Here is a 26638-nt window from a genome sequence, read left to right on the forward strand (position 1 = left end):
ATCCAGCGCGACGTGTGGGGGCTTTGTGTCGAGCGGATGACCGCGACGACCGCTGGGGCGTCACGACGACGAGGGTCACCACAGGTCAGCTTGCGGAGGAAACCGGTTCTCACCTGCGGTGTGAGAACTTTCTTTGCTGCTATTTAAAGAACTACCGGCGTTTCCGCGGCCTCACCAAGCGGGGCGTCGGTAGGGTCCGCGTCCGAACCGGTGCGGTCTGGCTCATCTTTACCGGCCGCGCGCAGCATGGTGTGCCTTCAATTGTCAGATCCGTCGACCACACCTGGTTCGGCGCGGAACCGCCGGACGGAGTGACCTGATAGGAGCGCGACCAAGCATCCGCTAGCAGTATCGTCCCCGCCCGACGGCTTCGCCCTTCACCCCATCCAGGAAAATCCCGGTCACAGGAAGGGCCGCAATGGAATCCACCACCGCCGCATCCACTCAACCACAGGTCACTGTCGGCATCGACACCGGCAAGCAACACCATGTTGCGCACGCCGCCGATGCACTCGGCCGGCCGCTGGGCAGCTACCGCATGCCAACCACCACCGCCGGATACCGGCAATTCCTGTGCTGGCGCGCGGGCTGGGCCAGCTCATTGTGGTCGGGGCCGAAGGCCCCGGTCACTACGGTGCCAGCCTGGCCCGCCATCTGCGCGGCGAGGGGATCACGGTCACCGAGGTTGGTCGCCCCAAACGCCAGCGCACGGCGCGCTACGGCAAATCCGATGACGCCGACGCCGCCGGGGCCGCCGCCATCGTGTTGGCCGGCGAAGCCCTCGGTGAGCCCAAATCCGCCGACGGCCCCGCGGAGATGGTGCGCATCCTGCGCGTGACCCGCACCAGCGCGCTGCGTGCCCGCGCCAAGGCCTACACCGCCCTGCAAGACCTCTTGGCCACCGCCCCCGCAACACTGCGCGAACAACTCGCAGGTTTCTACAAAGACCGCCTCATCGCCGCATGCGAAGAACTCCCAGAGCCCGAAATACTTGGCAGCGCAGTCGATGCCGTGATCCTCGCGGTCAAGGCACTGGCCAAGCGCTGCCGCGAACTCGACACCGAAGCCCAGCGGCTCGCCCAGCACCTCGACGCCATCACCGCCACCGCGGCCCCACGGTTGCGTGCCGTCTACGGCGTCGGCCCCGACACCGCCGCCACCTTTCTGGCCGCGATCGGCGACAATCCCGACCGGATCAGCAGCGACGCCGCGTTCGCCACACTCTGCGGGGCCAGCCCGCTGGAAGCCTCCAACGGCAAAACCGTCCGACACCGACTCAACCGGGGAGGTAACCGCGACGCCAACCGAGCCCTGCACGTCATCCTGGTCGTCCGCCTGCGCCGCCACCAACCCACCCGCGACTACCTGACCAGGCGCCTCGCCGAAGGCAAGACGAAAAACGAGATCAAGCGGTGCATCAAACGCTACATCGCCCGAGAAATCTTCCACGCCGTGCAGCCACCAAGAACGACCGCGAAAACCGTTGCCTGAACATAGGAGCATCTGGGATCAAGGCGTGCCGTCGCTGGCCGGACACCACCGGGTAACCGTCACCGTTACACCCGAGCCTGGTTTCCGGTTAGGCTTGCCCCATGCCCGCGCTGCTGGCCTTTGACCCTGCCGAGCTGCGGGGGCGGGCGTCGCGGTGCGGGGCGTTGGCCGCCGAGGTGGGCAGCTGCGGGGAGACCGCGCTGGGACAGCTGACCACCGGACAGGCGAGCGCGGCGGCGGCGCACACCGCCCGCTTGGCGGCCCAGCATGCCACGACGGCGATGGTGGACTGGCTGCGGGCCGCCGCCAGCGGGGTCAGCGGCTACACCGACCGGATGCTGGCCAGCGAGGCCCTGTCCGCCGCGAAGCTGCGCGCAGTGGACCCGAAGGCGGGGTAGGCGTGCCCGCGGTGCCGGGCGGTCTGCCGCCGCTTTCGGAGGTGCGGTTCTGGTCGGTCTCCCCCTTGCTCTCGCTTGCCGCGGATTTGGAGGCGAGGGCAGAGCGCTGCGAGGCGTGCTTTTCTGAGGCCTACACGGTGCTGTCGGCGCCCGGCTGGAAGGGCGCCTTCCGCGACACCACCGTCGAGCGCGCGGCGATCGCCAAGACGCGGGTGGACGGGGCGGCTGATCAGCTGCGGGAGACCGCGAGCACGGCCCGCCGCGGCGCGGAGCGCATCAGGGCGGCCAAGAAGTACGCGCTGGAAAAGGTCCATGAGGCGGAACGCGAGGGCTTCGAGGTCGGTGAGGACTACAGCGTCACCGACACCCGCCGCGGCGGCAGCGAGCAGCAGCACGCGGCCCGGGCGCAACAGGGCGCGGTGCTGCGGGCCGACATCCGCCACCGGGTGGCGCTGCTGGTGGCCGCCGACGGGAGGTCGGTGAGCAGGTCATCGCGGCGTCGGCCGGGCTGGCCGAGTTCGGCTTTCCCGAAGACGTGCCCGGCACCGGCGGGAACCAGCACGCAGACCCGGCGTCCGGCGCGACCGACATGTCCTCGGGTGACATCACCGCCATCGACAACGCCAACCGCGGCCTGCTCGACCAACTCGAGCGGGAATACCGGGCGCTGCCCGACGGCCAGGTCAAAACCGACCGGCTGGCCGACATCGCGGGCATCCGCTCGGCGCTTAAGGTGCCCGACTCGCACCTGCTGTATCTGGCCCGCCCCGACGACCCCTCGCAGATGATCCCGGCCGCTGTCGCCATCGGCGACCCGTTCACCGCCGACCACGTGTCGGTGACCGTTCCCGGGGTGTCGGGCACCACCCGGGAAGCCCTCGCCACCATGACGAAGGAAGCTGCCGGGCTGCGACAGGAAGCGCAATTCGTGGCCTGGAGGGTCGGTGAGAGCCAGAATGTCTCGACGGTCGCGTGGACCGGATATCAGCCCCCGCCGACGCTGGTCTCGGGGGACACCTCGTCCACCGATTTGGCGCACGCCGGGGCGCTTAGGCTGGAGTCGTTCCTGGCGAACCTGAATTCGCGTCGCACAACCCGAACCACAGCACGGCGTTGTTCGGGCACTCTTACGGGTCGCTGGTCTCGGGGATCGCGCTGAAAGACGGCGCCAGCTCGGCGGTGACCAACGCGGTGATGTACGGCTCGCCGGGCTTTGAGGCGACCTCCCCGGCCAAGCTGGGCATGACCGACCACAACTTTTTCGTCATGACCGCCCCCGATGACCCGATCCGGTTCATCGCGGCCACCGCGCCGCTGCACGGCTGGGGCGCCGACCCCAACGACATCATCGACGGCCCGCCCGTGCCGCGCTACCGATTCACGCACCTGCAGACCGAGGCGGGCTGGGTGCACCTGGGCGATGGGGACATCTACAAGAGCGCCTCCCATGGGCACGGCGGATACCCTCACGACGCGATGCGGCAGATGACCGGCTTCAACCTGGCGGCGGTGCTGTTGAACCGGCCCGACCTCACCGTGCAGGTGCAGCCCCACCAATGATGGCCCCGCCGGTGCGTGCGCGGGCGGCTGCGGCCCTGGCCCCGGTCCTCGCTGCCGCCCTGATAGGGCTGTTGACGGGCGGCTGCGCGCTGTATGAGAAGGCAAGAAAGGCAGGCAAGGAGTTGAGCAACCCCTATGAGACCCAGCGCTTGACCGAGCAGCAGGAGATCGCGCTGATCGACAGTATGCGCGCCAAGGGCTCCTACGAGGCCGCGCGCCAGCGCCTCAACAACACCGCCCGCGTGATCGGCGAGCGGATCAGCGCTGCCGTGCCGGGCCAGACCTGGAAATTCGGCGACGACCCCTACGGTCTGGAGTCCCGTAGGCAAGGAGGGCTGTGTGACAGACTCGAGGCCGACATCGCGCGTCGCCCCATCGCGGACGGCATCGTGTTCGGGCGCACGTTTACAGCGAACGAGTTCACCACCGCCGCCGGCATCGTGCGTGAGGAAGCCGCCAAGTACGGCGCCACCGACCAGTCCTGGCTGTTCAACGAGGCGTCCAAACGCGACTACACCGTGTCGGGCAACGGCTACGACTTCAACCTGGGGCAAATCAAATTCGCCACACTGGAGATCACCGGCGACTGTCGCCTGTTGCAGAAGGTCATCGAACTTCCCCCCGGTCAGCTCCCTCCAGAAGAACCACCCATCCTGCCGACAATGCCGAAACCAACGCCTTGAGTACGCCGTCGGCGTTGTCGTTGACATAGGGGCGGGTCAAATGGTGCCGCGCTGCAAGCCACGTCCGTCAGGGGGTAGCTTAAGGACTTGCAACAAAGGTTAGAGCGGTGTGTCGTTCAGATGAGAAGCTAGCGGAAAAATAGCTGGTGAGAGCGTCGGCGAAAGCATGGGGTGTTGTTTGCAAAATGCGAATTACCGCATGCCTCTGTGTCGGAAATGAACAAACTGGGCCGAGACGCACACCAGACCATTGACTGGAGCAAGCGGGCCGACTACATCGGGGAGCGGCACGGCGTCTCTGTTGCTTGGGCAGATGAAGCGGTCAACGACCGTCACGCCGTTTGGCAAGTGCCGGACCCGGCCAGTCGCTCGGGATTGTCGATTCTGGTGATCGGCTATTCGCCAGCCGCACGGGCGGTACTGACCGTGATTTTGCTATCCGCCGACGCCGACATCGATGAGCGCCCGGAGGGCGACTGGTGGGGCAGCAACTCCTCGATCGCGAATCAACAGGATCAGGGCCTCTACAGTGAGGAGCAAGAATGAGCAGGATTGACGATCTACTCGCCGACGAAGGCGCTCGCGCGGAGGCATACTCGGGAGGCTCGGCGCCTGAGCATGTCACGACGAGCCGGCCGAACCTCGGCCGCCAGACTGTGGTCTCGGTGCGCTTGGCTGCCGATGAGCATGAGCGCCTGAGCCAGGCTGCCCGCAAAGCGGGAATGTCGCTATCGACCCTTATCCGGGTGTGGGCCGTCGATCGGCTGCACGCCGAAGATCACGGCGAGTCAGGGACCGTCGCTGAGCGTTTAGCCCGGCTCGAACGCGAAGTATTCAGACGGCCCGCCTGAACTACCCAAACTCCACAGGATGCAAGTGGGAACCCGCACCGGTACGCCGGTTGCCTGGCCTCTTTCTGCGGGGAATGCGAACGGCCGGAAGGTTTTTGGCGGTCGAGTACCGGCGACCTAAGGGGGTAGGTTAGCGATTTGTCAGCAAGGTCTAGGGGGTGCGCCAAAGATGAGAATCCCGGGCTCCACAGGCGCTTTGGGTAACGGCTGAGCGGGCCGGTTCGGGACCGGAAGCGGCAGGCGCTCGTGGGCGCCGTGGGGGAGGTTTTTGATCGCCTCGCGTATGTCTTCAGCCGAGAGGGTGGACGGCTGCGTGGACTGGCCAGGTCCGCGGCGACACGGGCGACACGTACGTGACCGTCATCATCGACTTGACCCCGGTCTGCCCCGACTTCCGCAGTTCGTAGGCATATTTCGGGGTAGCGCGGAGCGATTGTGCTGGTAGGAGGCTTGCAGAGTCACCGAAACGGCGGATTCGTGTAGGCACACGAGTTCTGGCGTGTCGCTGGACTTCACCAGCGAATATGTGCTAGCAGTGTAGGGGTGTACCTGCGGGAGACGAAGCGGCGCAACCGCGACGGGTCGACGGTGTCGTATCTGCAGCTGGCGCACAGCGAACGCCATCCGGTCACCGGGGTGCCCTCGGCGAAGGTGATCCACAACTTCGGCCGCGCTGACACCGTGGACCGCGACGCGCTGGCCCGACTGGTCGCCTCGATCTCGCGGTTCCTCGACCCGGCACAGGCGATCGCGGCCGCGCACACCGGCGAGATCGAGATCTTGGACTCGCGCCGCTTCGGCGGGGCATGGGTGCTCGACCAACTCTGGGACCGGCTGGGTGTGGGCGCGGCGCTGCGCCGGGTCGCCGCGGACCGGCGCCTGGACGCCGCGACCGTGGAGCGGGTGCTGTTCGCGCTGGTGGCGCAGCGGGCGCTGGAACCGGGCAGCAAGCTGGGCGCCACACGGTGGGTCGCCGAACGGGTCGCGATCGCCGAGTGCCCCGGGTTTTCCGATGACGCGGCGTATCGGTCGATGGACTTTTTGCTCGCCGCGCTAGGCGAGATCGCCGCGCAGATCTTCGATTCGGTCGCGCACCTGCTCAACCTGGACGTCGACATCGTCTTCATCGACACCACCTCCACCTACTGGGAGGTCGATGTGCCCGACGAACTGGCCGACCTGGCCCCCGAACCCGAGGTCGACGACGGCACCGCGAAAGCGGTCGAGCGGGCCGCGCGCCGGTTCGGCAAGTCCAAGGACCACCGCGACGACCGGCCTCAGGTGGTGATCGCGATGGCGGTGACCCGCGACGGAATCCCGGTGCGCTGCTGGACCTTTCCCGGCAGTGAGAGCGATCAGCGGATCATCCGCACGGTCAAAGACGATCTGGGATCGTGGAATCTGCACCGGCTGGTGTGGGTGGCCGACGCCGGGTTTGCTTCCGCGGCCAACCGCGCCTATCTCACCCGCGGCGGCGGGCACTACATCCACGCCGAGAAGCTGCGCCACACCAACGCCGAGGCCGCCGACGCGCTGGCCCGCCCCGGCCGTTACCACGACGTGGCCGACAACCTGCGGGTCAAGGAGATTCGGGTGGCACCCGGCGGCGGCAACAACGAGGGGGTGCGTGCGGAGCGGTTCGTGGTGTGCCACAACCCGGATGCCGCCGACCGTGACGCAGCAGTGCGTGAGCGGCTCATCGAGCACCTCTCCGGGCTGATCGATGGCTCGGACGCCTGGCCGAAACGCAAGCGCGACGAGTTCGTCGGCTCCTTGAAGGGCAAGCCCGGGCTGCGCAGGCTGTTGCGGCGCACCAAGACCGGGCTGCTGCGCATCGACCGCGCCGCCGCCCAACGTGAAGCCCACTACGACGGCAAGTGGCTGCTGCGCACTTCCGACCTCACGCTTACCGCCGAGGATTTGGCCGCCGCCTACAAGCAGCTGCTCGCGGTGGAACGCGGCTGGCGCGACGCCAAGAGCTCGCTGGGGCTGCGCCCGGTCTACCACCACCGCGAGGACCGCATCCGCGCTCACGTCCAACTGTGTTGGCTGGCACTGCTTCTCATCCGCGTCGCAGAAACCCGCACCGGCGACACCTGGCGCAATCTGCGCCACGAACTCGACCGCATGCACCTGGTCACCTTCGCCACCGCCGACGGCCGCGTGGCGCAACGCTCCGCCCTCACCGGCGATCAGAAAACCATCCTCGCCGCGCTCGACCTACCCGAACCACCCAAGTACCTCGACTTCACACCCGGCATCGACGCCGCCGTCGCCGACTGACGAACCCCGCCCGGATCGCTGGCGTCGTGTAGTAACACGACCCAAATCGGCTCATCCCACGTTTGCGCTAGTAAACGCCCAAATCCGGCGATCCGTGTGCCCACTATCTGCGGAAGTCAGGTCTGCGACGAGACCGGGCGGCCCGGCTTCTCGACATGGGCGAAGGGCGGTCGAAGAAGGCCTTCGAGCAATGAACCAGACCAGCTATCTGTGACGCGTGCCGCCATGGCCACGCACGTCAGCCGATCGCCGATACCTCGCGCAGGGTGACGGGGTCTCCGGTGCGGATGGTGCCTCGCGTGAGCACCTCGAAGTACGCTCCGGCGCAGGGCGACATCGCCGAACCCGATGTCGTTACCCTGTTTTCGGTAATCAGGATGCGCAGCGCACGCGGAGCGGGCGGCAGTGCGCCATGCTCGAGGGTGGGGACGGCACAACGCGAGGTAGGCTTGAGCGCGCGTAGCCGCACCTCGCCAACCGTCAACTCCCGTCCAGTCCAGTCGTTTTCCGCATACGGCGGATATCCCGGCGGTGTGGCTATCACCAGGTTAGGCCGGTAGCGTAATGCCTCCACGCCGGTGCGTTTGAGGGTGGCCGTCGTGATCGCGTGCAGCGGAGCAACATCGGTGAACGCATCGCCCGGGGTGGCTTGGGCTATCTCGAGGATGCGGCCCTCCACGTCAGCTTCGACGCCGCACTCGAGGACTTTCTCCGGGTCGGGCCGCTCCACCGTTGCTCCCGGTGGCCGGCGGTGCACCAACCGAACCGACCGCCCCACTACCCGGGAGAGCAGCTCGTCGATGCCGGGCGCGTCGGTGGGCACCCGTGTCCCGTCGGGCAGCCCGATCGCCACCCGGCCAGCGTCCCCGCCGGCGCTGCACTGCAGCAACGCCCGCCACAGCCGGGGCTGCTTGGCACTGGCCACCCGCCCGGTCATCGTGTCGATCAGCGCAAGACGGCGGTCGCCCGCGGCGCCGCACTCGTCGACGAACAGGGCGCTCACCGTCTCGCCGAGCATCGATTTCACCGGGTAGCGACGCAAACTTTGCACCCACATCGGTACCGCAGAGTCGGCTCTCATCCACATACTCCGTTCGGCGCCGGCGGCTTTGGTCGCACCACGCCATCGGGTAGCGTGCCCGGTGTCACCGGACTGTCAGGGTGACAGCGTGATCGCGCTCTCCGGGCAGTTTTGCTCCGCGACAATCGCCTGCTCCTCGAGTTCGCCGGAGACGTTCCCGACGCGCACGATCGAGCGCCCGCACTCGTCGGCGTCGAACACGCCCGGCGCCAGTGTGTAACAACGCCCGTGCCCGACACAGAGATCCGGGTGGACGACGACTCGGGTCATGATGAGCGCACCGAAAATCGGGGCGCGCGGCCCGGCTGCCGCTGTGGGCCGCCCGGCGGGGCGGTGCTTGTTTGGTGGTCACGGGTGATCATCGCAGCCTCAATCATGTCATGCGGTCGGTCCCGAGGCGATGCATCAGACGATAACGAACGACGGTTTCTGGGATCGACCCGGCCGGCATGCGGCTGTCGCACGGGAATTTTGCAGCGGGTATGGTGGTTGTTTGCGGACGAGTTGGCCGGGCGGCCGCGGCGTGCGCTGGTCCCGCAGGGTCTAGCGACGCGTCGAGGAAAGTCCGGACTTCGCAGAGCAGGGTGATTGCTAACAGCAATCCGAGGTGACTCGCGGGAAAGTGCCACAGAAAACAAACCGCCACCCTCGCGGTGGTAAGGGTGAAACGGTGCGGTAAGAGCGCACCAGCATCCCGGGTGACCGGGATGGCTCGGTAAACCCCACCCGAAGCAAGGCCAAGAAGATCGCGCCACGCACGGCGCGATCGCGCAGGCGTTTGAGGGTTGCTCGCCCGAGCCTGCGGGTAGGCCGCTTGAGGCACCCGGCAACGGTGTGTCCAGATGGATGGTCGCCGCCCCGCCGCCGTTCGTCGCGGTGGTGGGGAACAGAATCCGGCTTACAGGCCAACTCGCCCGCCCCACCGAAATGCGGGCTCATCGCTTTGTGTGGCGCATCGCCTTCGCGAGATCGTCCAGCGCATCGCTCAGCTGCCGACGGCAGCGGTCAGCCACATCGGCTTCCTGCTGGTAGAGCAGACCGTAAGTGAAAGTGTCCTCACCGGCCGCGAACGCGGCGTCGGCTTGCTGCCTGAGATGGTTCCGGCTGATCACGCTGTCTTGGTGGTCTCCGAGCAGGGTCTGGATGGCTTTCGCCCGCTCGGACACCTGCAATGCCCCCAGTGCCGCTGCGGTATACCGGAGCCGCTTGGCGCGCTTACGGATTCGGTGCAACGCCAAGTTGTGATCTTCGCCGGTAGCCAGCGCAGCCGCCTTGGCGGCCTTTCGCACCCGTTTGTAGGCGGCACGGATGGTGGCGGGCGCCGGCTGCCCGCGCCCGGGCGCCCGGGGCTGCGACACTATCGCGTCGAGGGCATCGAGCATGCGGAAGTAGCGTTCGGACCGCATTGCCGTCAACGACCGCTGTAGCCCTTCCTGGTAGCGGTGCCGAGAGCCGTCGACAAGACGTTCCCGAACCCGTCCGCGCGCCAACTCCGGAGGCAGCCGGTCGAGCGCGCGCTGATAACGTTCGCCGAGCACTTCGGCGTCGCGGGCCTCGCTTAGCACCAGGGCAAAATCCCGCAACTCATCAAGGATCGGCGCGTTGTCGGGCACACCGAACTCCGCTGGGGAGGCTTGCAGCAGGCTGCGGAGCTTGCGCAGCGTCACTCGCATCTGATGCACGGCGTCGTCAGCGCCCGCGCGCACCGCGCGATCCCACACCAGCAACTGCTCGATTTGCTCGGCCACTGCTCGGCGCACCGGGGCTGCGGCGCTTCGCGAGCCGTCGGGCGAAGGCATTGGCCCGAGCACCCGTGCGAGCTTGGAGCTGTGTCCGGCCGGCGTGGCGCCGGCGGTGAGCAATCGGTTGCCGAGCTGGTCCAGCAACTCGGTACCGGCAACCGTACCGGGGGCGGCGAGCTCCACTTCCCACTCCCGCCAGCGGTGCTCGGCGGGAACCTCACCGGTGGGCGCCGCCGGCCACGCGGTGACGTGGTCATCACAAAATTCGGCCCGCACGGCATCGTCGGCGCCACGTAAGAGCCAGCGCTCACGCCTGGTGGTGATCCGCGCAACCGGCTCCAGTGGGCGGTCTCGCACGATCGCCAGCACGACATCCAGCAACTCCGCTGGTATGTGGGTCTGGTCGGCACCATCGGCCGCGCCGAGCGGCGCGCGAACCTCGGTGCGGGCATCAGGTCCGGCCGGCAACTTCAGATGCCAACCGGCATCGGAGCCGCCGGTACGGCGGCGCAGGGTAATCCGTTTAGACGCCAGATCACGCCCCGGCGTGTCGAAGTACACGGCATCCAGCTCTTGCGTCGGGGGTTTTTCCACCCGGACCACCGGGGTCAACCCGTCGAACGACGGCACCACGGCCGCCTCCGCGACATCGTACTTGCGTTCCACCTCCAGGTAGCCTGGGGTTTTTGGCGCTTTGACAGGCATTTTTGCCTCCGGTGGGTGCGACGCCGCGACGGGCGAGCCCAGTGTGCCATACCAGACTGCCGCATTCGCCCATAGTGCACGCGGGAAAGCCCACGCGGCGCGACAGCTCGCACGGGTATCGGTCCTACCAGCGAAACGCACGGTCAAGGGTCAGGGTCTTCTCGGCTTTGGCGTACCAGCCCTGCGGCGCATACTGACTGGTGTGCAAATAGCATTGCACCCGCACCTGGCGGCTGCCAGGGGTGAAGGTCAGCAGCCGGCTCATGGGCACAGTGGTCAGGGGCATGTGGTAGCGGCTTAACGCGGAGACGTTGAGAAACCATGTTCCCCAACGCTTTTCTATGTGAGTTTTGCCGCCGAAGGAATCGTCAGGGTTGGTGTGGGTGTGACCAGCAAGCCACAGCTGCACCCGACCGGGGCGGGCCGCCAAAAAGCTCTCGAAGGCACCCGAATCCGGCTTGCTGGCAACCCAGTACAAATATGACGCCCCCTGCGGGGTGCCCTGGGCGTATGGGCGGTGGTAGTGCTCCACCCAGTCTCCTGCCGCATTCTTGCGCACACCTTCCCACTCGCCAGAGGCCACCGTGGTGTCTTTCAGGACATAGTGATGCACCGAGGCGACGATGGAGTCAGGATTGGCGCCGACCATCTTCGTGAACCACGCGAACGTCTCGCCGCTGACCACGCCGCCAGGGTTGCCCCCGAGCGGTCCCCGGCCAATCGACTGGGTGGGCTCGTTGCGGTCGCTCATCATGAGAAACAGCAGATTGCCGACACGGAACGAGTAGCGCTCCCAGGTCCCGTCGATCGGGTACCGGCGCGCTTCCGGGCGCACGCCGGAGAACTCGGTGTGCTCGCCGAGCGGGTCGACCCATTTCTGCCACCACCACGCCTCTGGCTCCGAAAGGCCGCTACGGTCATGGTTTCCGCACACGCTGTAGATGTCTTCACGCCGATGAAGCTGCAGCGCGGAAAATTGCTTTCGCACCTCTAGGCCTTCGGCATCATCGGGCGTGCTGTAGTGGGCACCTGACATATCGCCCACGTCGATGGCGATATCCCAGGAAAAAGGCGGGCCGCCTTCGGAACCGCCGAATTCGGATTGCGAAATCGCTTCGGCGAGGCTGCTTCTGCCAAATCGTTTATCCGTCCCCACGTGAGCATCGCCAAATGCCCAGAGGCGAAATTGCTCAGAGTCGTGGTCATCGGCCACTGCATCGTCACCTTCTTCGCGTTTCTTCGCTATTGCTTGAGCGAAAGATCATGCTGGCAACAACCCGGTCATGACGTAGATCAGCAGCGCGCCGACCGCGGTGAGCGCCAGGCGGGGCACCGACGGCGCGCGATGGGCAGCCGGCAGCAGCTCGCCGGTGCCGATCATCAAAAAGACCCCCGCGAAGATCGCCAGACCGACGCTATAGGCGTGCGGGGTGAGGGGAAGCGTCGCGCCGGCAAGAGCCCCGATTTCGGGGGCAACGGCGTCGATCACCAGCCATCGGCGTGCACGCGAGACGTCACCACCGTGGGATAGCACGAAGACGACGGTATTCATCCCATCGGCGACGTCATGGCCGACGACCGCGATCAGCACGAAAGCTCCCACCTGGGGAGACATCGCGAACCCGGCGCCGATCCCGAAACCATCGAACAGGCTGTGCATCGATAACACCAGTGCCTGCAGCGCGCCCGTCGGCCGCTGCCCGAACGCACGGTTGGGGTTCTCGCGATGGCGCAGCACGAGGAGCCGACTGAGCACCAGGAAACCCACGAACCCCGCGCCCATCGCCACACCCACTGTGCGCCCCGCCGCTGAGCCCAGCCGGTTTACGGCCTCGGGGCCGAGGTCGAATAATGCCACTCCCAGCAACACCCCGCCGGTGAACGCCATCACTCCCGGGAGACGGGCGCGAAGCCGCAAACCGAGCAGCCCGCCCAGCAGGGTGGCCGCCACGGTCAACAACGCCCACGCCGGACCGGCCCCGGTCACTGCGGGCTTCCAGTGCCCATGAACAGCAGGATAGGTTGCGGCCTCCGGCACGCATGGGACGGCGCTGTTTACCGCCGCTCAGGGCTGAACGTGTATGCCGCACTCGGTCTTGGCGAACCCCGGCCAGCGCCCGCTGCGTTTGTCGGCGCCCGCGGTCGGCTTCGCCGTCATCGGGGCGCAGCCGATGGACGTATAGCCTTCGTCGATCAGGGGATTGACCAGCACGTTGTTTTCGCTGATGTAGTCGGCCATGTCCTGATCGGACCACGCCGCCAGCGGGTTAACCTTCACCAACTTGAACTTTTCGTCGAAGCTGATCAATGGGGCGTTGGCGCGGGTGGGTGCGTCGACGCGGCGAATCCCGGTCACCCATGCCGAGTAGTCACGCAGCGCTTTGGTCAGCGGAACGACCTTGCGCAACCGGCAACACTCGTCGGGATCGGTGTAGCACAGGCTTGTCCCCAGCTTTAGCACCCACGGCTCGGGGTGCAGGGTGATCAACCTGATGTCATATGTGGCCTCGACCGCGTCACGCATACCGAGGGTTTCGGCGAATTCGTTGCCGGTGTCAATGTAGAGCACCTGCACGCCGGGGCGAACTTTGGCCGCCAGATCGACCAGCACCGCGTCCTGCATGTTGCAGGCCACCACATATTTGTCGCCGAAGGTTTCGTCGGTCCAGCGCAACAGCTCGGTAGCGCTAGCGCCCTCGAGGCTGGCCGCCGCGTGCCCGGCAAGCTCGCGTAGCTCCGCTTCGGTGAAAGCATCACTCATCGGCATTCTCCCATCGTCGTCGCGCCGCCATTACCTAACCCACGGTAGCGCGGTTCGATCAACTCGGCGCAAAGCGGCGTCGACGCCGGGTAGCCGGATGCTACCCTAAAGCATTGCTCGCGCAGGGCCTTTCGAAGTGCGGCGTCAGTAGCAATGCTCATCGGCGGGGAAAACCCCGCTCGCTACTTCTTGCGCGTATCGGATTGCGGCACGTCGTAATTCGCCGCCGATATCTGCGAATTGCTTGACGAAGCGCGCCGTTTTGCCGCTGGTGAGCCCCGCCATGTCCTGCCATACCAGAACCTGCGCGTCACAGTTCGGCCCCGCCCCGATGCCGATGGTCGGGATGGTTAGCTTACCGGTGATCCGCGTGGCCAGCTCCGCTGGCACCATCTCCATCACAACCGCAAACGCGCCGGCCTCCGCGGCGGCGATAGCGTCGGTAATGGTTTGCTCGGCGGCGTCACCGCGCCCCTGCACCCGAAAGCCGCCCAAGGTGTTGACGCTTTGCGGGGTGAAGCCGATATGCGCCATCACCGGGATACCGGCGGCGGTCAGGCAAGCGATCTGCTCGGCGACTCGCTCACCGCCCTCCACTTTGACCGCGTGCGCGCCGGCCTCCTTCATGAAGCGGGTGGCCGACGCCAGGGCGGCCGCGGGCCCGGCCTCATAGCTGCCGAACGGCAAGTCGGCGACCACCAGAGCGTGCCGGGCACCCCGCACCACGCCGCGCACCAGCGGGATCAACTCCTCGATCGAGACCGGCACGGTGGTGTCGTAGCCGTAGACGACGTTGGCGGCGGAGTCACCGACCAGCAGCACCGGGATCCCGGCATCGTCGAAGATCCGCGCGGTGGAGTAGTCATAGGCGGTCAGCATGGCCCACTTGCGGCCCTCGGCCTTCATCTGCTGCAGATGATGGACGCGGATCTTGGTCCGCGAGGGCTCGCCGGCATCCGGCCGGGAAGGCCGGGCGGGGTAAACAGCGTGCTCAGACATCATTGTCCCTACGGTGTTTGGTTCGGTCCTCGTGGCCCCATGGGTCCCCGGGTCCGTATGACCATGCCAGTCTGCCAAAAGTCTGGCCACCGGCCTACGGTCGGGTCCAGTGGACTTGCTCACAGCTACGGAGCCCAGGTGCCAGCCACCTCGACAATGCGGGCGGCGCCGCCGCTCCCCGAGTTTTGTGCGTGCTCATGGCAGCATTGGGTGCCATGGGCCTGGCTTACCGCACCACGAAGCTGCGCGCGACCCTGACGTGCGGCGTGATCACCGCCACGATGCTGCTGGTGGCGGGTTGCACCCACGTGGTCGGCGGGCGGGCGCTGCTGGCCAACCCGAAGATCGGCCGGCCGGTGGAGTGGGGACTGTGCCGGGTGGTGGGGGGGACCTCGGTGAAGCTTCCGGCCGGCGCGCAGTGCGGCAAGGTCGCCGTTCCCGTCGACTACAACCACCTCGACGGCAACGTCGCGGCCCTGATGCTGATCCGCTTTCCGGCGACGGGTAAGAAGATCGGGTCGCTGGTCATCAACCCTGGTGGGCCCGGCGAGTCGGGCACCGACGCCGCGGTAAACATCGTGCAGACGTTGCCGCCGCGAGTGCGTGAGCGCTTCGACCTGGTCGGGTTCGACCCGCGCGGGGTGGCATCGTCGCGGCCCGCCATCTGGTGTAACACCGACGCCGAGAACGACAAGCTGCGGGCCGAGCCGGATGTCGACTACACCCCCGGGGGAGTGGCGCACATCGAGGATCAGACCAAGGCGTACGTGGCCCGCTGCGTGAAGAAGATGGGCAAGAAATTTTTGGCGAACGTCGGGACAGTCAACGTCGCCCGGGATCTCGACACCATCCGGGCCGCGCTGGGCGACGACAAACTGACCTACCTCGGCTACTCGTATGGCACCCGGATCGGCTCGGCCTACGCCGAGGCGTACCCGAAGAACGTGCGGGCGATGATCCTCGACGGCGCGGTGGACCCCAACGTCAGCCCCATCGAGGCAGACTTGCGTCAGGCCAAGGGATTCCAGGATGCGTTCAACGACTACGCCGCCGACTGCGCGAAGGCCCCAACCTGCCCGTTAGGCACCGACCCCGCCAAATCCGTGCACGTCTACCACAGCCTGGTCGACCCACTGGTCGACCCGAACCACCCGAACATCGGGCGGCCCGCCCACACCAAGGATCCGCGGGGGCTGAGCTACGGCGACGCCATCGTGGGCACCATCATGGCGCTGTACTCACCGACTCTGTGGCACTATCTGACCGACGGCCTGACCGAGCTGCACGACGACCGCGGCGACACCTTGCTCGCGCTGGCCGACATGTATTGGCAACGTGGCCCACACGGTCACTACACTAACGCCACCGACGCCCGGACGGCGATCAACTGCGTCGACCAGCCCCCGGTCAAAGACCGGGCCAAGGTCATCGAAGAGGACCGCCGCTCACGCGAAATCGCCCCATTTATGAGCTACGGGAAATTCACCGGTGATGCGCCGCTGGGCACCTGCGCGTTCTGGCCGGTGCCGCCGACCAGCCGACCGCACGTCATTTCCGCACCCGGCCTGGCGCCCACGCTGGTGGTCTCCACCACCCACGATCCGGCCACCCCGTATAAGGCGGGGGTGGATCTGGCGAAGCAACTTGGCGGTGCGTTGCTCACCTTCGAGGGCACCCAGCACACGGTGGTCTTTCAGGGCAATAGCTGCATCGACGACTACGCGACGGCGTATCTGATCGACGGTGCCGTGCCAGCACCGGGCGCAAAGTGCTAAATCAGCGACCTACCTGTGACCTTGGGCGGTCCGCGGAAGCGGCGCCCGCGTGCGACCATGTGACGTATGTTGCGTCTGAGGCAGTTGAGTTCTGTGTTGCTTTCAGCGGGGCTGCTGTCGGTCGCGGCGGTGATGGCCGTTCCGGGAGCTGTGAGCGCGCCGGCAGCCGGCGCCACCGGGGAGCCCGGCGCCGGCCAGGCTCCCGGCCCGGCGGTGCCGCCGACGACCGGGGTGCGCAGGCCGGACTGGACCAGCTGCGAGCGGTTTCTCATCGACACCAGCGACATTCCCGACGCTCGGTGCGCCACGGTGCCGGTCCCGGTGGACTACGGCAGTCCCGGTGGGGCGCACGCCGATCTTGCGCTGATCCGGATTCCGGCGAGCGGACCCCGGATGGGGTCGCTGCTGATCAATCCGGGCGGACCCGGAGCGTCCGCCGTCGATACCGTCGCCGCGATGGCCACCGATCTGGCGGACACCGACATCGCTCGGCATTTCGATCTGGTCGGATTCGACCCGAGGGGGGTTGGTCATTCCACCCCGCAGCTGCGGTGCCGCACCGATGCCGAGTTCGACGCCTATCGGCGGGAGCCAATGGTCGACTACAGCCCGGCCGGGGTCGCCCACATCGAGCGGCTCTATCGGCAGCTGGCCCAACGGTGTGCCGAGCGGATGGGCCCGGGCTTCCTGAGGAACATCGGCACCGCATCGGTCGTGCGAGACATGGAAGTGATCCGCCAAGCGCTCGGCGACGAGCAGCTCAATTACCTCGGCTACAGTTACGGCACGCAGTTGGGCACCGCCTACGCCGAGCAGTTTCCCGATCATGTGCGCGCGATGGTGCTCGACGGTGCCATCGACCCGAGCGTGGGCCCGGTGCAGCAGAACATCGACCAGATGGCGGGGTTTCAGACGGCGTTCAACGACTACGCCGCCGCCTGCTCCCGTTCGCCGCGCTGCCCGCTGGGCACCGACCCCGCTAAAGCCGTCGAGGTCTACCACCGGCTGGTTGACCCGCTGGTTGACAAGCCGGGTAGGACGTCGGATCCGCGGGGGCTGAGCTATGCCGACGCCACCACCGGCACGATCAACGCGCTCTACACCCCACGGTTTTGGAAATATCTGACCCGCGGCCTTCAGGGGCTGGCGGGCGGCACCGACGCCGATGACCTGCTGTTGCTCGCCGATGACTACCACGGTCGCGACGCGCACGGCCACTACAGCAACGGCCAGGACGCGTTCAATGCGATCCGCTGCGTCGACGCCCCCGCACCGCCGGATTCATCCGCGTGGGTGGCCGCCGACCGCCAGATCCGCCAGGTCGCGCCGTTGTTGAGCTATGGGCCGTTCACCGGCGCTGCGCCCCGCGATCTGTGCGCGTTGTGGCCGGTGCCGGCGACGTCGGCACCTCACCGCGCAGCGCCGGTCGCGGGGGGCAAGGTCGTCGTGGTGTCCACCACCCACGACCCGGCCACCCCGTATCAGGCCGGCGTGAGCCTGGCGCGTCAGCTCGGCGCGCCGCTGATCACCCACGACGGCACCCAGCACACCGCCGTGTTCAACGGCGACCGCTGCGTCGACGCCGCGGTGGTGCGCTACCTCGTCGACGGGGTGCCGCCGCCGGACAACCTGCGGTGCTAACCAGGTGCGCCCGTGCTAGCCCGGTGCGCCCGGCCACGATGCGCGGCGCGCAACGGCGGGCGAGGAAGCCGGGCCACTTGGGCTCGCGTGACCGCGGTAACACTCAGTTAATAGCGGGCGCATACTGTACCCGTTATGGATCGTCAGAAGGAATTCGTGCTTCGCACGATGGAGGAACGAGACATCCGTTTCGTCCGGCTCTGGTTCACCGACGTGCTCGGCTTCCTCAAATCGGTCGCGATCGCCCCGGCCGAGCTCGAGGGCGCCTTCGAGGAAGGCATCGGCTTCGACGGGTCCTCGATCGAGGGCTTCGCCCGGGTATCGGAATCCGACACCGTCGCCCACCCCGATCCGTCGACCTTCCAGGTACTGCCCTGGACCACCCCTTCCGGGCAGCACCACTCCGCGCGGATGTTCTGCGACATTAAAATGCCGGATGGCTCGCCCTCCTGGGCGGACCCGCGCCATGTGTTGCGGCGCCAGCTAGGTAAGGCCAACGAACTCGGATTCTCCTGCTACATACACCCCGAGATCGAGTTCTTCCTGCTGCAGCCCGGTCCCGACGACGGGTCGGTGCCGGTCCCCGCCGATGACGCCGGCTATTTCGACCAGGCGGTGCATGACTCCGCGTCGAATTTCCGCCGGCGCGCCATCGACGCGCTGGAGTTCATGGGCATCTCGGTGGAATTCAGTCACCACGAGGGGGCACCCGGTCAGCAGGAGATCGACCTGCGTTTCGCCGACGCGCTGTCAATGGCCGACAACGTGATGACATTCCGCTATGTCATCAAAGAGATCGCGTTGGAGGAGGGAGTGCGGGCGTCGTTTATGCCCAAGCCGTTCGTGCAGTTCCCCGGCTCGGCGATGCACACCCATATCAGCCTGTTCGAGGGCGAAGTCAATGCCTTTCACAGCCCCGACGACCCGTTGCAGCTGTCCGACGTCGCCAAGTCGTTCATCGCGGGCATTATGGAACACGCGTGTGAGATCAGCGCCGTCACCAACCAGTGGGTGAACTCCTACAAGCGGTTGGTGTCCGGTGGGGAGGCACCCACCGCGGCGTGCTGGGGAGCCGCCAACCGGTCGGCGCTGGTGCGGATTCCGATGTACAGTCCACGCAAGACATCGTCGCGGCGCATCGAAGTGCGCAGCCCCGACTCCGCGTGCAACCCCTACCTCGCGTTCGCCGTGCTGCTGGCGGCCGGCCTGCGTGGCGTGGAAAAGGGTTACGTGCTGGGCCCGCAGGCCGAGGACAACGTGTGGGACCTCACCGTCGAGGAGCGCCGTGCGATGGGCTATCGCGAGCTGCCCACCAGCCTGGACAGCGCGCTTCAGGCGATGGAGAACTCCGAGCTTGTCGCGGAAACCCTGGGGGAGCACGTTTTTGACTTTTTCTTGCGCAACAAGCGCACAGAATGGGCGAACTACCGCTGCAACGTCACACCGTTTGAGCTGAAGACCTACCTGTCGCTTTAGCGCCCAGCGCCGGTCCGCGGCTCAGTGGCGCCACCACCGTCCAGCCGTTGGCGGGCCGGTCGGCGCCGGGGGTGCGCTACCTTCGTGGTGGTGACCAAACCCGTAACCGAGCGACCGACGCTGCCCAGTGCGGCCCGGCTCGGACTGGTCGACCCGAACGCCGCCGCCAATTTAGCTCGGCTGGGGTGGGACACCCGCGATGACGAGGCTCACGCCGAGGTGCTGTGGTCGCTGTCGCGGGCTCCCGATGCCGACGCTGCGCTGCGTGCCCTTGTCCGGCTGGCGGAGGCTCTGGGCGCCGGCTGGGCCGAGCTCAACGAGGCGCTGTTCACCGACCGTGGCCTGCGCGGCCGGCTGTTCGCCGTGCTGGGCTCGTCGCTGGCATTGGGAGACCACCTGGTGGCCCACCCGGGGTCGTGGCGGCTGCTGGCCGGCCGGGTGATATTGCCGTCGGCCGAGGAGCTGCGCCGGATGTTCCTCGGGTGCCTCGCCGACAGCCAGGCCGAAACATCGACTGCACCGCGGTCGGTGCTGTCCCGACTGCACACCCTCTACCGGGATCGGCTGCTGGTGCTGGCCGCACTCGACCTGGCGCCTGTCGTCGAGGATCAGCCCGTGCTGGCTTTCCGGGCGGTCGGTGCCCACCTGGCGGATATGGCCGATGCCGCGCTGACGGCGGCCCTGCGGGTGGCGGAAACGACGGTATGCGGGGACCGCACCCCGCCCCGGCTGGCCGTCATCGCGATGGGCAAATGCGGTGCCCGCGAACTTAATTACGTCAGCGATGTCGACGTCATCTTTGTGGGCGAGCGGGCGGATTCGGTGACTACCCGGGTGGCCGGCGAGATGATGCGGGTGGCGTCGCAGGCATTTTTCCAGGTGGACGCCGGGCTGCGACCCGAAGGCCGCCACGGCGAGCTGGTCCGCACGCTCGACTCACATATCGCCTACTACCGGCGATGGGCAAAGACCTGGGAGTTTCAGGCGTTGCTGAAAGCCCGGCCGGCCGCCGGCGACGCGCAGCTGGGGGAGCGCTACCTGGCCGCGTTGATGCCGATGGTGTGGCGGGCGTGCGAACGCGAGGATTTCGTCGGCGAAGTGCAGGCGATGCGGCGCCGGGTGGAGCAGTCGGTGCCCGCCGAGGTCCGCGGCCGCGAACTCAAGCTGGGCAGCGGTGGGCTGCGTGACGTCGAGTTCGCGGTGCAATTGCTGCAATTGGTGCACGGTCGCGCCGACGAGTCGCTGCACGTGGCTTCCACGGTGGACGCCCTGGCGGCCCTAGGAGCCGGCGGCTACGTCGGACGCGACGACGCCGCAAACCTGACGGCGTCCTACGAGTTTCTGCGGCTGCTCGAGCACCGGCTGCAGCTGCAGCGACTCAAGCGCACCCATCTGCTGCCCGCCCCCGACGACGATGAGGCGCTACGCTGGCTGGCGCGTGCGGCCCACGTCCGCCCGGACGGCAAACACGACGCCCTGGGGGTGCTGCGCGAGGAGCTCAAGCGCCATCACCTGCGGGTGTCACGGCTGCACGCCAAGCTCTTCTATCAACCGCTGCTGGAATCGGTTGGCCCGGCCGGGCTGGAGTTCGCGCACGGCATGACGCCGGAAGCCGCGGAGCGTCAGCTGGCCGCGCTCGGCTATGAGGGCCCGCAGAGCGCGCTGACCCACTTGAGCGCGCTGATCAACCAGAGCGGGCGCCGCGGACGCGTGCAGGCGGTGCTGTTGCCCAGGCTGCTGGACTGGTTGTCGGACACCCCGGACCCGGACGGCGGGCTGTTGGCCTACCGGCGGCTCAGCGAGGCGCTGGCGCCACAGCGCTGGTATCTGTCCACGCTGCGCGACCAGCCCGCGGTGGCCAAGCGGTTGATGCGGGTGCTGGGCACCTCGGCGTACGTGCCCGAGCTGCTGATGCGCGCGCCCGAGGTCATCCAGCAATACGCCGACGGTCCATCGGGCCCGAGGTTGCTTGACCCCGAGCCCGGGGCGGGGACCCTCGGGCTGATCGCCTCGGCGAGCCGGCATCCCGACCCGGTGCGCGCCATCGCCGCCGCGCGGGCGCTGCGCCGGCGGGAGCTGGCCCGCATTGCCTCGGCGGACCTGCTGGGCATGCTGGACGTGCGGCAAGTCTGCAAGGCGCTCACCTCGGTGTGGGTGGCGGTGCTGCAGGCCGCCCTTGACGCGGTGGTCCGCGCGAACCTCCCCGCCGACGGCAGCGCCCCGGCCACCATCGCGGTGATCGGGATGGGCCGGCTGGGCGGCGACGAGCTGGGCTACGGGTCGGACGCGGACGTGATGTTCGTGTGCGACCCGGCCACCGGTATCGATGACTCGCGGGCGGTGCAGTGGTCGCAGTCGGTCGCCGAGCAGATGCGGGCACTGCTGGGAGCCCCCAGCGCCGACCCGCCACTGTGCGTGGATGCCAATCTGCGGCCCGAGGGCCGCAATGGCCCGCTGGTTCGCACGCTGGCCGCCTACGAGGGCTACTACGCCCAGTGGGCGCAGCCGTGGGAGATCCAGGCACTGCTGCGGGCGAGGTGGATCGCCGGCGACGTCGAGCTGGGCCGACGGTTTTCGCAGATGGCCGAGAAAATCCGCTATCCCGCCGGTGGGGTGTCCGCAGAAACCGTCCGGGAGATCCGGCGGATCAAGGCGCGCGTGGACGCCGAGCGCTTGCCGCGGGGCGCCGACCCCAAAACCCACACCAAGCTGGGGCGCGGAGGACTGGCGGATATCGAATGGACCGTGCAGCTGCTGCAATTGCAGCACGCGCACCGCATTCCCGCGCTGCGCAACACCTCGACCCTGGACACCCTGGATGCGATCGCCGCGGCTGAGCTGCTGGCCGGTGACGACGTCGAGCTGTTACGGCAGGCGTGGCTGACGGCGACACGGGCCCGCAACGCGCTGGTGCTGGTGCGTGGCAAGCCCACCGACCAACTGCCCGGACCCGGGCGTCAGCTCAACGCCGTTGCCGTTGCCGCCGGCTGGGGCAACGGCAACGGCGGCGAGTTCCTGGATCACTATCTACGGGTGACGCGACGGGCAAAAGCAGTGGTGCGCAAGGTCTTCGGGAGCTGAGATCTCGCGTGGCAAGTTGATCGCAGCGACGGGTCCGGGTGGCCCTCTTCAGTGCCGAACCGGCACACCTGTGTTGTTCTGGCACGCTCACACCCAATCGCCAACGCAACAACCGCACCCCAGCCCAACTGCCACCGCTCACGCGCCCGTGACACGGCTTCCCGACCCAAAAATCTGCCTTCACGCTAATTAGGTTGGCTAGCATCGCTTCTCATCCATGTCGCGGTAACCGCACCGGCGACACCTGGGGCACCGTGCGCCACGAACGCAACCGCATGCCGACGTTCTGCGGAGGGCAGCGGAAGTAGTAGTTATCGATCACCGACAAATTCGTTTATGCCGATTGCCTTTGAGATGAGTGCCAGCTTTGAGGCAGTCTCTTGCCGATGCGGTTGCGATAGTGTGACCAGGGCTGGCGGTGTTCAGTCGGGGTGCCCACCATCTGGTCAAGGAGGTTGATGGCATGAAGGGCTATGGCGACGTGATGCTGGGCCCGTCCTAAGTCGCTGAAGGCCCGGAACACATCATCATGGCCAACGCAAGGGACTGTCGCCTCCGAAAGTACCTCTAGTGCGCCACAGAGAGCTGCGCGTATGTCGCCACAGGCCCGGTGAATCTGACGCTCCGGATTGGGTGCGGCCATCGTTAACAGTCATCCCCTCGATAGCTTGTCCAACAACAAAAGACGGCACGGTGGTCTCAGCGGGCTCAATTACCTACTGCGAGCGCCCACCGACACCCGCCATTGGGCGTACTTCGCTAGAGCTGCACGCGCAGAATCGACAGCTCTAGCCGTACAGCGTCCGAAACGGCTTAAACAGCAGATAAAATGCCGCTCACAGTTCGGGACGAAACGGATTTTGAATACGCCCAGGTACTATCGCTTGGACTCATTTCGCCCTCACCTCCTCGCGGCCGGAACACACACGTGTCACTGCGGTACATGCACGTAAGGGGATCGAGCGCCCGGCGGCGACGGTGCCGGGCACGCACCCCATTCGTCGGAGCTTTGGCACTGCACGGCGTATCCGGATCGAATCCGGAAGCCACTTGGGCTCAACCCTTGTACCGGGAGGAGCTGTCCTGACCCGGGGCGTCTCTCGACGTTCGGGGTCAGTGGCCTGTATCCGTGCAGAAGCCTCACCTACCGAGGTGCTTGCCGTTCTATGGTGGCACCGCCTCACGGCATCCGTCAACGTTTTGAAGAAACTTTGCCCATCGGATTCTGATCGCATGCCAGAGCGCCGAGCGCGAGTGAGTCTTACCCGTGACATCATGGTGAAGCTTCGCCGCCGCAGATCCCAGCAATGCGACCACTGATCACGGCGTTGCTGGGCTGTTAGCGCGCCCCAGTCGCAGATTGTCGCGGTTATCGGTGAAGTGCCGCTGGGCATGTGACGTTAACGTGATCCGCTGCGTGAGCACTGGGTCTGCGGTACGCCGCCCTGCTTTCGATGGCCGCTCCGCTCATGGCATCTAGGGCAGCAATGGCTTGATCTGTCCAGTGTGTGGGGGAGAACCTGATTTCGAGCCTGGCGGGGAACGCCGTTCGGATCGGTCACCGACACCCGCGGCTCATCGCGGGATCTCAGAGGCGCGGATATAAACAAGTGACCTGATCTTGCCCGAGGTCGTCCACCGCCGCGGCGGGCGATCATTGCCGGGCTTGCTCAGCCCATAGGCCCGGTCGTGTCACTCGACCGCCGGGCCGTGGCCGGTCGGGGCGGGTGCGCGCGACGATGGGAGGCGCGTCGGCGCTGATGGCGTTGGCTATCGTGTGTTTGAGATCGTCGGCGCTCCAAAGAAACTCGGCGCTACTTGTCACCGTTGCCGGCGCGGACGCGTTCTCGGTGCTGTCGGCCAAAGTCTTTGAGCCAGCGAGACCTCACCGCAGTCCACATGCCGGAGGTCATCGTCGTCGGCGTCGGACTGCGCAACGTCAAACCTCTCCGGTCTGCACGGCTGAGCTATGTCATGTTCAGTTTTTCGGCTTGACTACCTCCGGCTGCAGTGCCATCATTGCCAGTGCATGCACCTCGCTAGGTGAGGCGTCGGCACGGATACAGGCCACTGACCCCGAACGTCGAGAGACGCCCCGGGTCAGGACAGCTCCTCCCGGCACAAGGGTTGAGCCCAAGTGGCTTCCGGATTCGATCCGGATACGCCGTGCAGTGCCAAAGCTTTGACGAGAGGGGTATCTCATCCAGGCTGATTGGCCTGTTGACCTCACCCCATCGTGCAATATGATCGCATCCCCTGGTGTCTTGACCACGAGGAGGTGAGAGCGAAATGGCTTGCAGTGATAGTCCCTATCCGAATTCAGTGACCACTTCGTTCGACGCCGGCCTCGGCATCGTTTCCGCTCGCTGAACCGGCGCGTTCGTAGAAACACGTCCAGTGCTGCATTGTGCGGCTGGCGTGATTGTGGCGTACTCCAGCAGGTTACGCGCTCCTGTGAGTTTTATGCGCTTGTTTTTCAGAAGGAGGCGTGCGCATGTCTTTTGTAATCACCAATCCCGAGTCGCTGACCATGGCTGCCGGCTACTTGCAAGGGGTAGGCTCGGCGCTGGCTGCCCAGAACGCGGCCGCCGCGGGACCGACAACCGGCGTGGTTCCCCCTGCTGCCGACGAGGTATCAGCTTTAACAGCAGCACGATTCGCGGCGCATGCATTGTCCTATCAGGGCGTCAGCGCTCAAGCCGCCGCTATCCACGGCATGTTTGTCAGCATTTTGCAAACGAGTGCCGATTCATATGCGACCACCGAGGTGGCTAATGCGGCTGCAGTTTTTTAAGCGTATTGGAGTTGACAGTGCTGGATTTTTCGATGTTGCCGCCGGAAGTTAATTCGGCCAGAATGTATTCCGGTCCTGGATCGGCGTCGATGCTGGCTGCTGCGGCTGCTTGGAATCAGCTGGCCGCTGAAATGCAGTCGGCGGCAGAGTCTTACAATTCGGTGATTTCCGGGCTGACCAGCGGGAGTTGGCGTGGCCCGGCGTCGGCAGCGATGGCGGCGGCGGTCGCTCCGTATGTGGCGTGGTTGAATACCACTGCGGCGCAAGCTGAGCAGACGGCAGCGCAGGCCCAGGCGGCGGCCGACGCTTATCACGCCGCGTTGGCGATGACGGTGCCCCCGCCGGTGATCGCGGCCAACCGCGCTCAGCTGGCGTCGCTGGTGGCGACCAACATCTTGGGGCAAAACACCCCGGCGATCGCGGCCACCGAAGCCCACTACGGGGAGATGTGGGCCCAAGACGCCGCGGCAATGTATGGCTATGCCGGCAGCTCGGCGGCCGCCACCCAGCTCAGCCCGTTCACCACACCGCCGCACATCACCAATGCGACCGCGGCGGCCAACCAAGCCGCCGCGGTCACCCAAGCCACCACCGGCGCAACGGCCACCAACGCGACAGCGACGGCCACCCAAGCCGCCACCAACTCAACCGCCGCCAACGCCACCACGAGCTCAGAGCTGACATCACTACTAGGAGGAACCGTGTCGGGCTCGGGAGCGTCGGCCTCGGGTTCGTCGTCGGCCTCCTCGGCGTCGTCGAGTTCTTCGTCGGCGCTGTCGAACCTCGCGGCAACTCTCAATGGATCGAATAATTCGGCATTGGGTACGTTTTTAAACGGCAACTTTTTCAGCACCATGGTCGTCAACGGAGCGTTGGCGGGCGGGCCGTTCAACCCGGAATTCATTCTTCCGTCTATCGCGGCGTTCAGTTTTTTGGACACCTCCAAGGACGCCGCGGCCGGGTGGCTGCCGGGGCTGGCAGACCTGTTCGATCCGGGGACGGTCGGCCTAGGAGCGGCGGGGTTGTCGGGTATGGGCGGCGCCCGATCCGCGGTGTCGGCAGGCCTGGGCCACGCGGCCTCAATTGGCGGGTTGTCAGTGCCGCCGAGCTGGACCGAGCTTGCCCCGTCCAGTCCGTTAGGGGCAACGTTGGGCGACACGCCTTTTGTCGCGCCGCGGGCGGCACCGGTCGGCGGGCCGGGGGGCGTCGCATCCCCTATGGGCATGGCGGGGGGTTTGCGTCGCGCCATCCCGAAATACGGCTTTCGGCCCCCCACCGTGATGTCGCGGCCGCCCGCTGCTGGCTAATGGACGAAAA

Annotated in this window: 22 protein-coding genes, 1 other RNA gene and 2 riboswitches; of the genes, 15 read left to right on the forward strand and 8 right to left on the reverse strand. The window is 66.7% G+C overall.

Translation table 11 applies throughout. The annotated features are described in order from the left end of the window. Positions 1-573 precede the first annotated feature (573 nt). Together MSM1_RS18270 and MSM1_RS18275 are read left to right on the forward strand one after the other, a co-directional pair. Entirely contained in the window at positions 574-1491 is a 918-nt protein-coding gene (locus MSM1_RS18270) for a transposase (RefSeq protein WP_307857435.1), read from the forward strand. 101 nt (positions 1492-1592) lie between these two features. Then, positions 1593-1889 (forward strand): hypothetical protein, encoded by a 297-nt coding sequence (locus MSM1_RS18275; RefSeq protein WP_213445070.1) that lies wholly within the window; start codon positions 1593-1595, stop codon positions 1887-1889. A gap of 349 nt (positions 1890-2238) precedes the next feature. On the opposite strand, the gene MSM1_RS22145 is transcribed toward MSM1_RS18275, so the two are convergent. Continuing rightward, positions 2239-2451, reverse strand: coding sequence for a hypothetical protein (locus tag MSM1_RS22145; RefSeq protein ID WP_236056878.1), 213 nt, complete (start codon positions 2449-2451; stop codon positions 2239-2241). Between the two features lie 27 nt (positions 2452-2478). Here MSM1_RS22145 and MSM1_RS22560 point away from each other — a divergent pair, with 27 nt between their 5' ends. The 6 genes from MSM1_RS22560 to MSM1_RS18300 all read left to right on the forward strand — a co-directional run bounded on the left by MSM1_RS22560 (position 2479) and on the right by MSM1_RS18300 (position 7266). Beyond that, entirely contained in the window at positions 2479-3048 is a 570-nt protein-coding gene (locus tag MSM1_RS22560; RefSeq protein WP_236057431.1) for an alpha/beta hydrolase, read from the forward strand. Then, positions 3003-3449 carry an alpha/beta hydrolase gene (locus MSM1_RS22565; RefSeq protein WP_236057423.1) on the forward strand — a complete coding sequence of 149 codons (447 nt, stop codon included), beginning with the start codon at positions 3003-3005 and terminating at the stop codon, positions 3447-3449. Before MSM1_RS22560 ends, MSM1_RS22565 begins: the two co-directional genes overlap by 46 nt. Beyond that, the gene (locus tag MSM1_RS18285; RefSeq protein WP_374101740.1) at positions 3446-4132 is read left to right on the forward strand and encodes an LppA family lipoprotein; all 687 of its coding nucleotides are present in this window, start codon (positions 3446-3448) and stop codon (positions 4130-4132) included. Before MSM1_RS22565 ends, MSM1_RS18285 begins: the two co-directional genes overlap by 4 nt. Before the next feature lie 216 nt (positions 4133-4348). After that, positions 4349-4678, forward strand: coding sequence for a transposase (locus MSM1_RS18290; protein ID WP_213445728.1), 330 nt, complete (start codon positions 4349-4351; stop codon positions 4676-4678). Next, positions 4675-4983 carry a hypothetical protein gene (locus MSM1_RS18295; RefSeq protein WP_213445072.1) on the forward strand — a complete coding sequence of 103 codons (309 nt, stop codon included), beginning with the start codon at positions 4675-4677 and terminating at the stop codon, positions 4981-4983. The genes MSM1_RS18290 and MSM1_RS18295 overlap by 4 nt, the downstream gene beginning before the upstream one ends. 543 nt (positions 4984-5526) lie before the next feature. After that, positions 5527-7266, forward strand: coding sequence for an IS1634 family transposase (locus MSM1_RS18300; RefSeq protein ID WP_213443518.1), 1740 nt, complete (start codon positions 5527-5529; stop codon positions 7264-7266). Positions 7267-7504: 238 nt separating this feature from the next. On the opposite strand, the gene MSM1_RS18305 is transcribed toward MSM1_RS18300, so the two are convergent. Together MSM1_RS18305 and MSM1_RS18310 are read right to left on the reverse strand one after the other, a co-directional pair. Further along, a complete protein-coding gene (locus tag MSM1_RS18305) occupies positions 7505-8347 on the reverse strand; it encodes an MOSC domain-containing protein (RefSeq protein ID WP_236056882.1) in 843 nt (280 codons plus the stop codon). Between the two features lie 75 nt (positions 8348-8422). After that, a complete protein-coding gene (locus MSM1_RS18310; RefSeq protein ID WP_213445074.1) occupies positions 8423-8617 on the reverse strand; it encodes a ferredoxin in 195 nt (64 codons plus the stop codon). Between the two features lie 230 nt (positions 8618-8847). Between MSM1_RS18310 and rnpB the strand changes: the two genes are divergently transcribed. Beyond that, positions 8848-9264: RNase P RNA component class A (gene rnpB / locus MSM1_RS18315), an RNA gene on the forward strand. Positions 9265-9282: 18 nt separating this feature from the next. Here rnpB and MSM1_RS18320 read toward each other — a convergent pair. The 5 genes from MSM1_RS18320 to panB form a co-directional block, all read right to left on the reverse strand. Beyond that, a complete protein-coding gene (locus MSM1_RS18320; protein WP_213445076.1) occupies positions 9283-10794 on the reverse strand; it encodes a CYTH and CHAD domain-containing protein in 1512 nt (503 codons plus the stop codon). Positions 10795-10918: 124 nt separating this feature from the next. Beyond that, complete coding sequence (locus MSM1_RS18325) at positions 10919-12007, reverse strand: hypothetical protein (protein WP_213445077.1); 1089 nt, start codon at positions 12005-12007, stop codon at positions 10919-10921. Positions 12008-12055: 48 nt separating this feature from the next. Continuing rightward, complete coding sequence (locus tag MSM1_RS18330; protein ID WP_213445079.1) at positions 12056-12781, reverse strand: ZIP family metal transporter; 726 nt, start codon at positions 12779-12781, stop codon at positions 12056-12058. Positions 12782-12859: 78 nt separating this feature from the next. Next, on the reverse strand, positions 12860-13555 hold the full coding sequence (locus tag MSM1_RS18335) for a phosphoadenylyl-sulfate reductase (RefSeq protein ID WP_213445081.1): 696 nt from the start codon (positions 13553-13555) through the stop codon (positions 12860-12862). Positions 13556-13699: 144 nt separating this feature from the next. Further along, positions 13700-14554, reverse strand: coding sequence for a 3-methyl-2-oxobutanoate hydroxymethyltransferase (gene panB / locus MSM1_RS18340; RefSeq protein WP_213445731.1), 855 nt, complete (start codon positions 14552-14554; stop codon positions 13700-13702). A 281-nt stretch (positions 14555-14835) separates the two neighbouring features. Here panB and MSM1_RS18345 point away from each other — a divergent pair, with 281 nt between their 5' ends. The 6 genes from MSM1_RS18345 to MSM1_RS18370 all read left to right on the forward strand — a co-directional run bounded on the left by MSM1_RS18345 (position 14836) and on the right by MSM1_RS18370 (position 26628). Beyond that, positions 14836-16329 carry an alpha/beta hydrolase gene (locus tag MSM1_RS18345; RefSeq protein ID WP_307857457.1) on the forward strand — a complete coding sequence of 498 codons (1494 nt, stop codon included), beginning with the start codon at positions 14836-14838 and terminating at the stop codon, positions 16327-16329. Positions 16330-16395: 66 nt separating this feature from the next. Beyond that, positions 16396-17970 carry an alpha/beta hydrolase gene (locus MSM1_RS18350; protein ID WP_213445085.1) on the forward strand — a complete coding sequence of 525 codons (1575 nt, stop codon included), beginning with the start codon at positions 16396-16398 and terminating at the stop codon, positions 17968-17970. Positions 17971-18105: 135 nt separating this feature from the next. Then, on the forward strand, positions 18106-19446 hold the full coding sequence (glnA, locus tag MSM1_RS18355) for a type I glutamate--ammonia ligase (protein ID WP_213445087.1): 1341 nt from the start codon (positions 18106-18108) through the stop codon (positions 19444-19446). A gap of 84 nt (positions 19447-19530) precedes the next feature. Continuing rightward, complete coding sequence (locus tag MSM1_RS18360) at positions 19531-22527, forward strand: bifunctional [glutamine synthetase] adenylyltransferase/[glutamine synthetase]-adenylyl-L-tyrosine phosphorylase (protein WP_213445090.1); 2997 nt, start codon at positions 19531-19533, stop codon at positions 22525-22527. 986 nt (positions 22528-23513) lie between these two features. Next, positions 23514-23686, reverse strand: a riboswitch (M-box (ykoK) riboswitch). A gap of 869 nt (positions 23687-24555) precedes the next feature. Continuing rightward, positions 24556-24728: riboswitch (M-box (ykoK) riboswitch) on the forward strand. Positions 24729-25021: 293 nt separating this feature from the next. After that, positions 25022-25321, forward strand: coding sequence for a PE family protein (locus tag MSM1_RS18365; protein WP_213445092.1), 300 nt, complete (start codon positions 25022-25024; stop codon positions 25319-25321). Between the two features lie 32 nt (positions 25322-25353). Further along, a complete protein-coding gene (locus tag MSM1_RS18370; protein WP_282100999.1) occupies positions 25354-26628 on the forward strand; it encodes a PPE family protein in 1275 nt (424 codons plus the stop codon). Positions 26629-26638: the final 10 nt, after the last annotated feature.

It is taken from the genome of Mycobacterium sp. SM1 (assembly GCF_018361265.1).
In the GTDB taxonomy this organism is placed as follows: Bacteria; Actinomycetota; Actinomycetes; order Mycobacteriales; family Mycobacteriaceae; genus Mycobacterium.

Excerpts from the sequence above, each read along its gene's own strand:
- MSM1_RS18285 (WP_374101740.1), top strand. The coding sequence starts at position 3,446 with ATGATGGCCCCGCCGGTGCGTGCGCGGGCGGCTGCGGCCCTGGCCCCG.
- MSM1_RS18290 (WP_213445728.1), top strand. The coding sequence starts at position 4,349 with ATGAACAAACTGGGCCGAGACGCACACCAGACCATTGACTGGAGCAAG.
- MSM1_RS18310 (WP_213445074.1), bottom strand. The coding sequence starts at position 8,617 with ATGACCCGAGTCGTCGTCCACCCGGATCTCTGTGTCGGGCACGGGCGT.
- MSM1_RS18350 (WP_213445085.1), top strand. The coding sequence starts at position 16,396 with ATGTTGCGTCTGAGGCAGTTGAGTTCTGTGTTGCTTTCAGCGGGGCTG.
- glnA (WP_213445087.1), top strand. The coding sequence starts at position 18,106 with ATGGATCGTCAGAAGGAATTCGTGCTTCGCACGATGGAGGAACGAGAC.
- MSM1_RS18295 (WP_213445072.1), top strand. The coding sequence starts at position 4,675 with ATGAGCAGGATTGACGATCTACTCGCCGACGAAGGCGCTCGCGCGGAG.
- MSM1_RS22560 (WP_236057431.1), top strand. The coding sequence starts at position 2,479 with ATGTCCTCGGGTGACATCACCGCCATCGACAACGCCAACCGCGGCCTG.
- MSM1_RS18305 (WP_236056882.1), bottom strand. The coding sequence starts at position 8,347 with ATGAGAGCCGACTCTGCGGTACCGATGTGGGTGCAAAGTTTGCGTCGC.
- MSM1_RS18320 (WP_213445076.1), bottom strand. The coding sequence starts at position 10,794 with ATGCCTGTCAAAGCGCCAAAAACCCCAGGCTACCTGGAGGTGGAACGC.
- MSM1_RS18345 (WP_307857457.1), top strand. The coding sequence starts at position 14,836 with ATGCTGCTGGTGGCGGGTTGCACCCACGTGGTCGGCGGGCGGGCGCTG.
- panB (WP_213445731.1), bottom strand. The coding sequence starts at position 14,554 with ATGTCTGAGCACGCTGTTTACCCCGCCCGGCCTTCCCGGCCGGATGCC.
- MSM1_RS18275 (WP_213445070.1), top strand. The coding sequence starts at position 1,593 with ATGCCCGCGCTGCTGGCCTTTGACCCTGCCGAGCTGCGGGGGCGGGCG.
- MSM1_RS18365 (WP_213445092.1), top strand. The coding sequence starts at position 25,022 with ATGTCTTTTGTAATCACCAATCCCGAGTCGCTGACCATGGCTGCCGGC.
- MSM1_RS18370 (WP_282100999.1), top strand. The coding sequence starts at position 25,354 with ATGTTGCCGCCGGAAGTTAATTCGGCCAGAATGTATTCCGGTCCTGGA.
- MSM1_RS18335 (WP_213445081.1), bottom strand. The coding sequence starts at position 13,555 with ATGAGTGATGCTTTCACCGAAGCGGAGCTACGCGAGCTTGCCGGGCAC.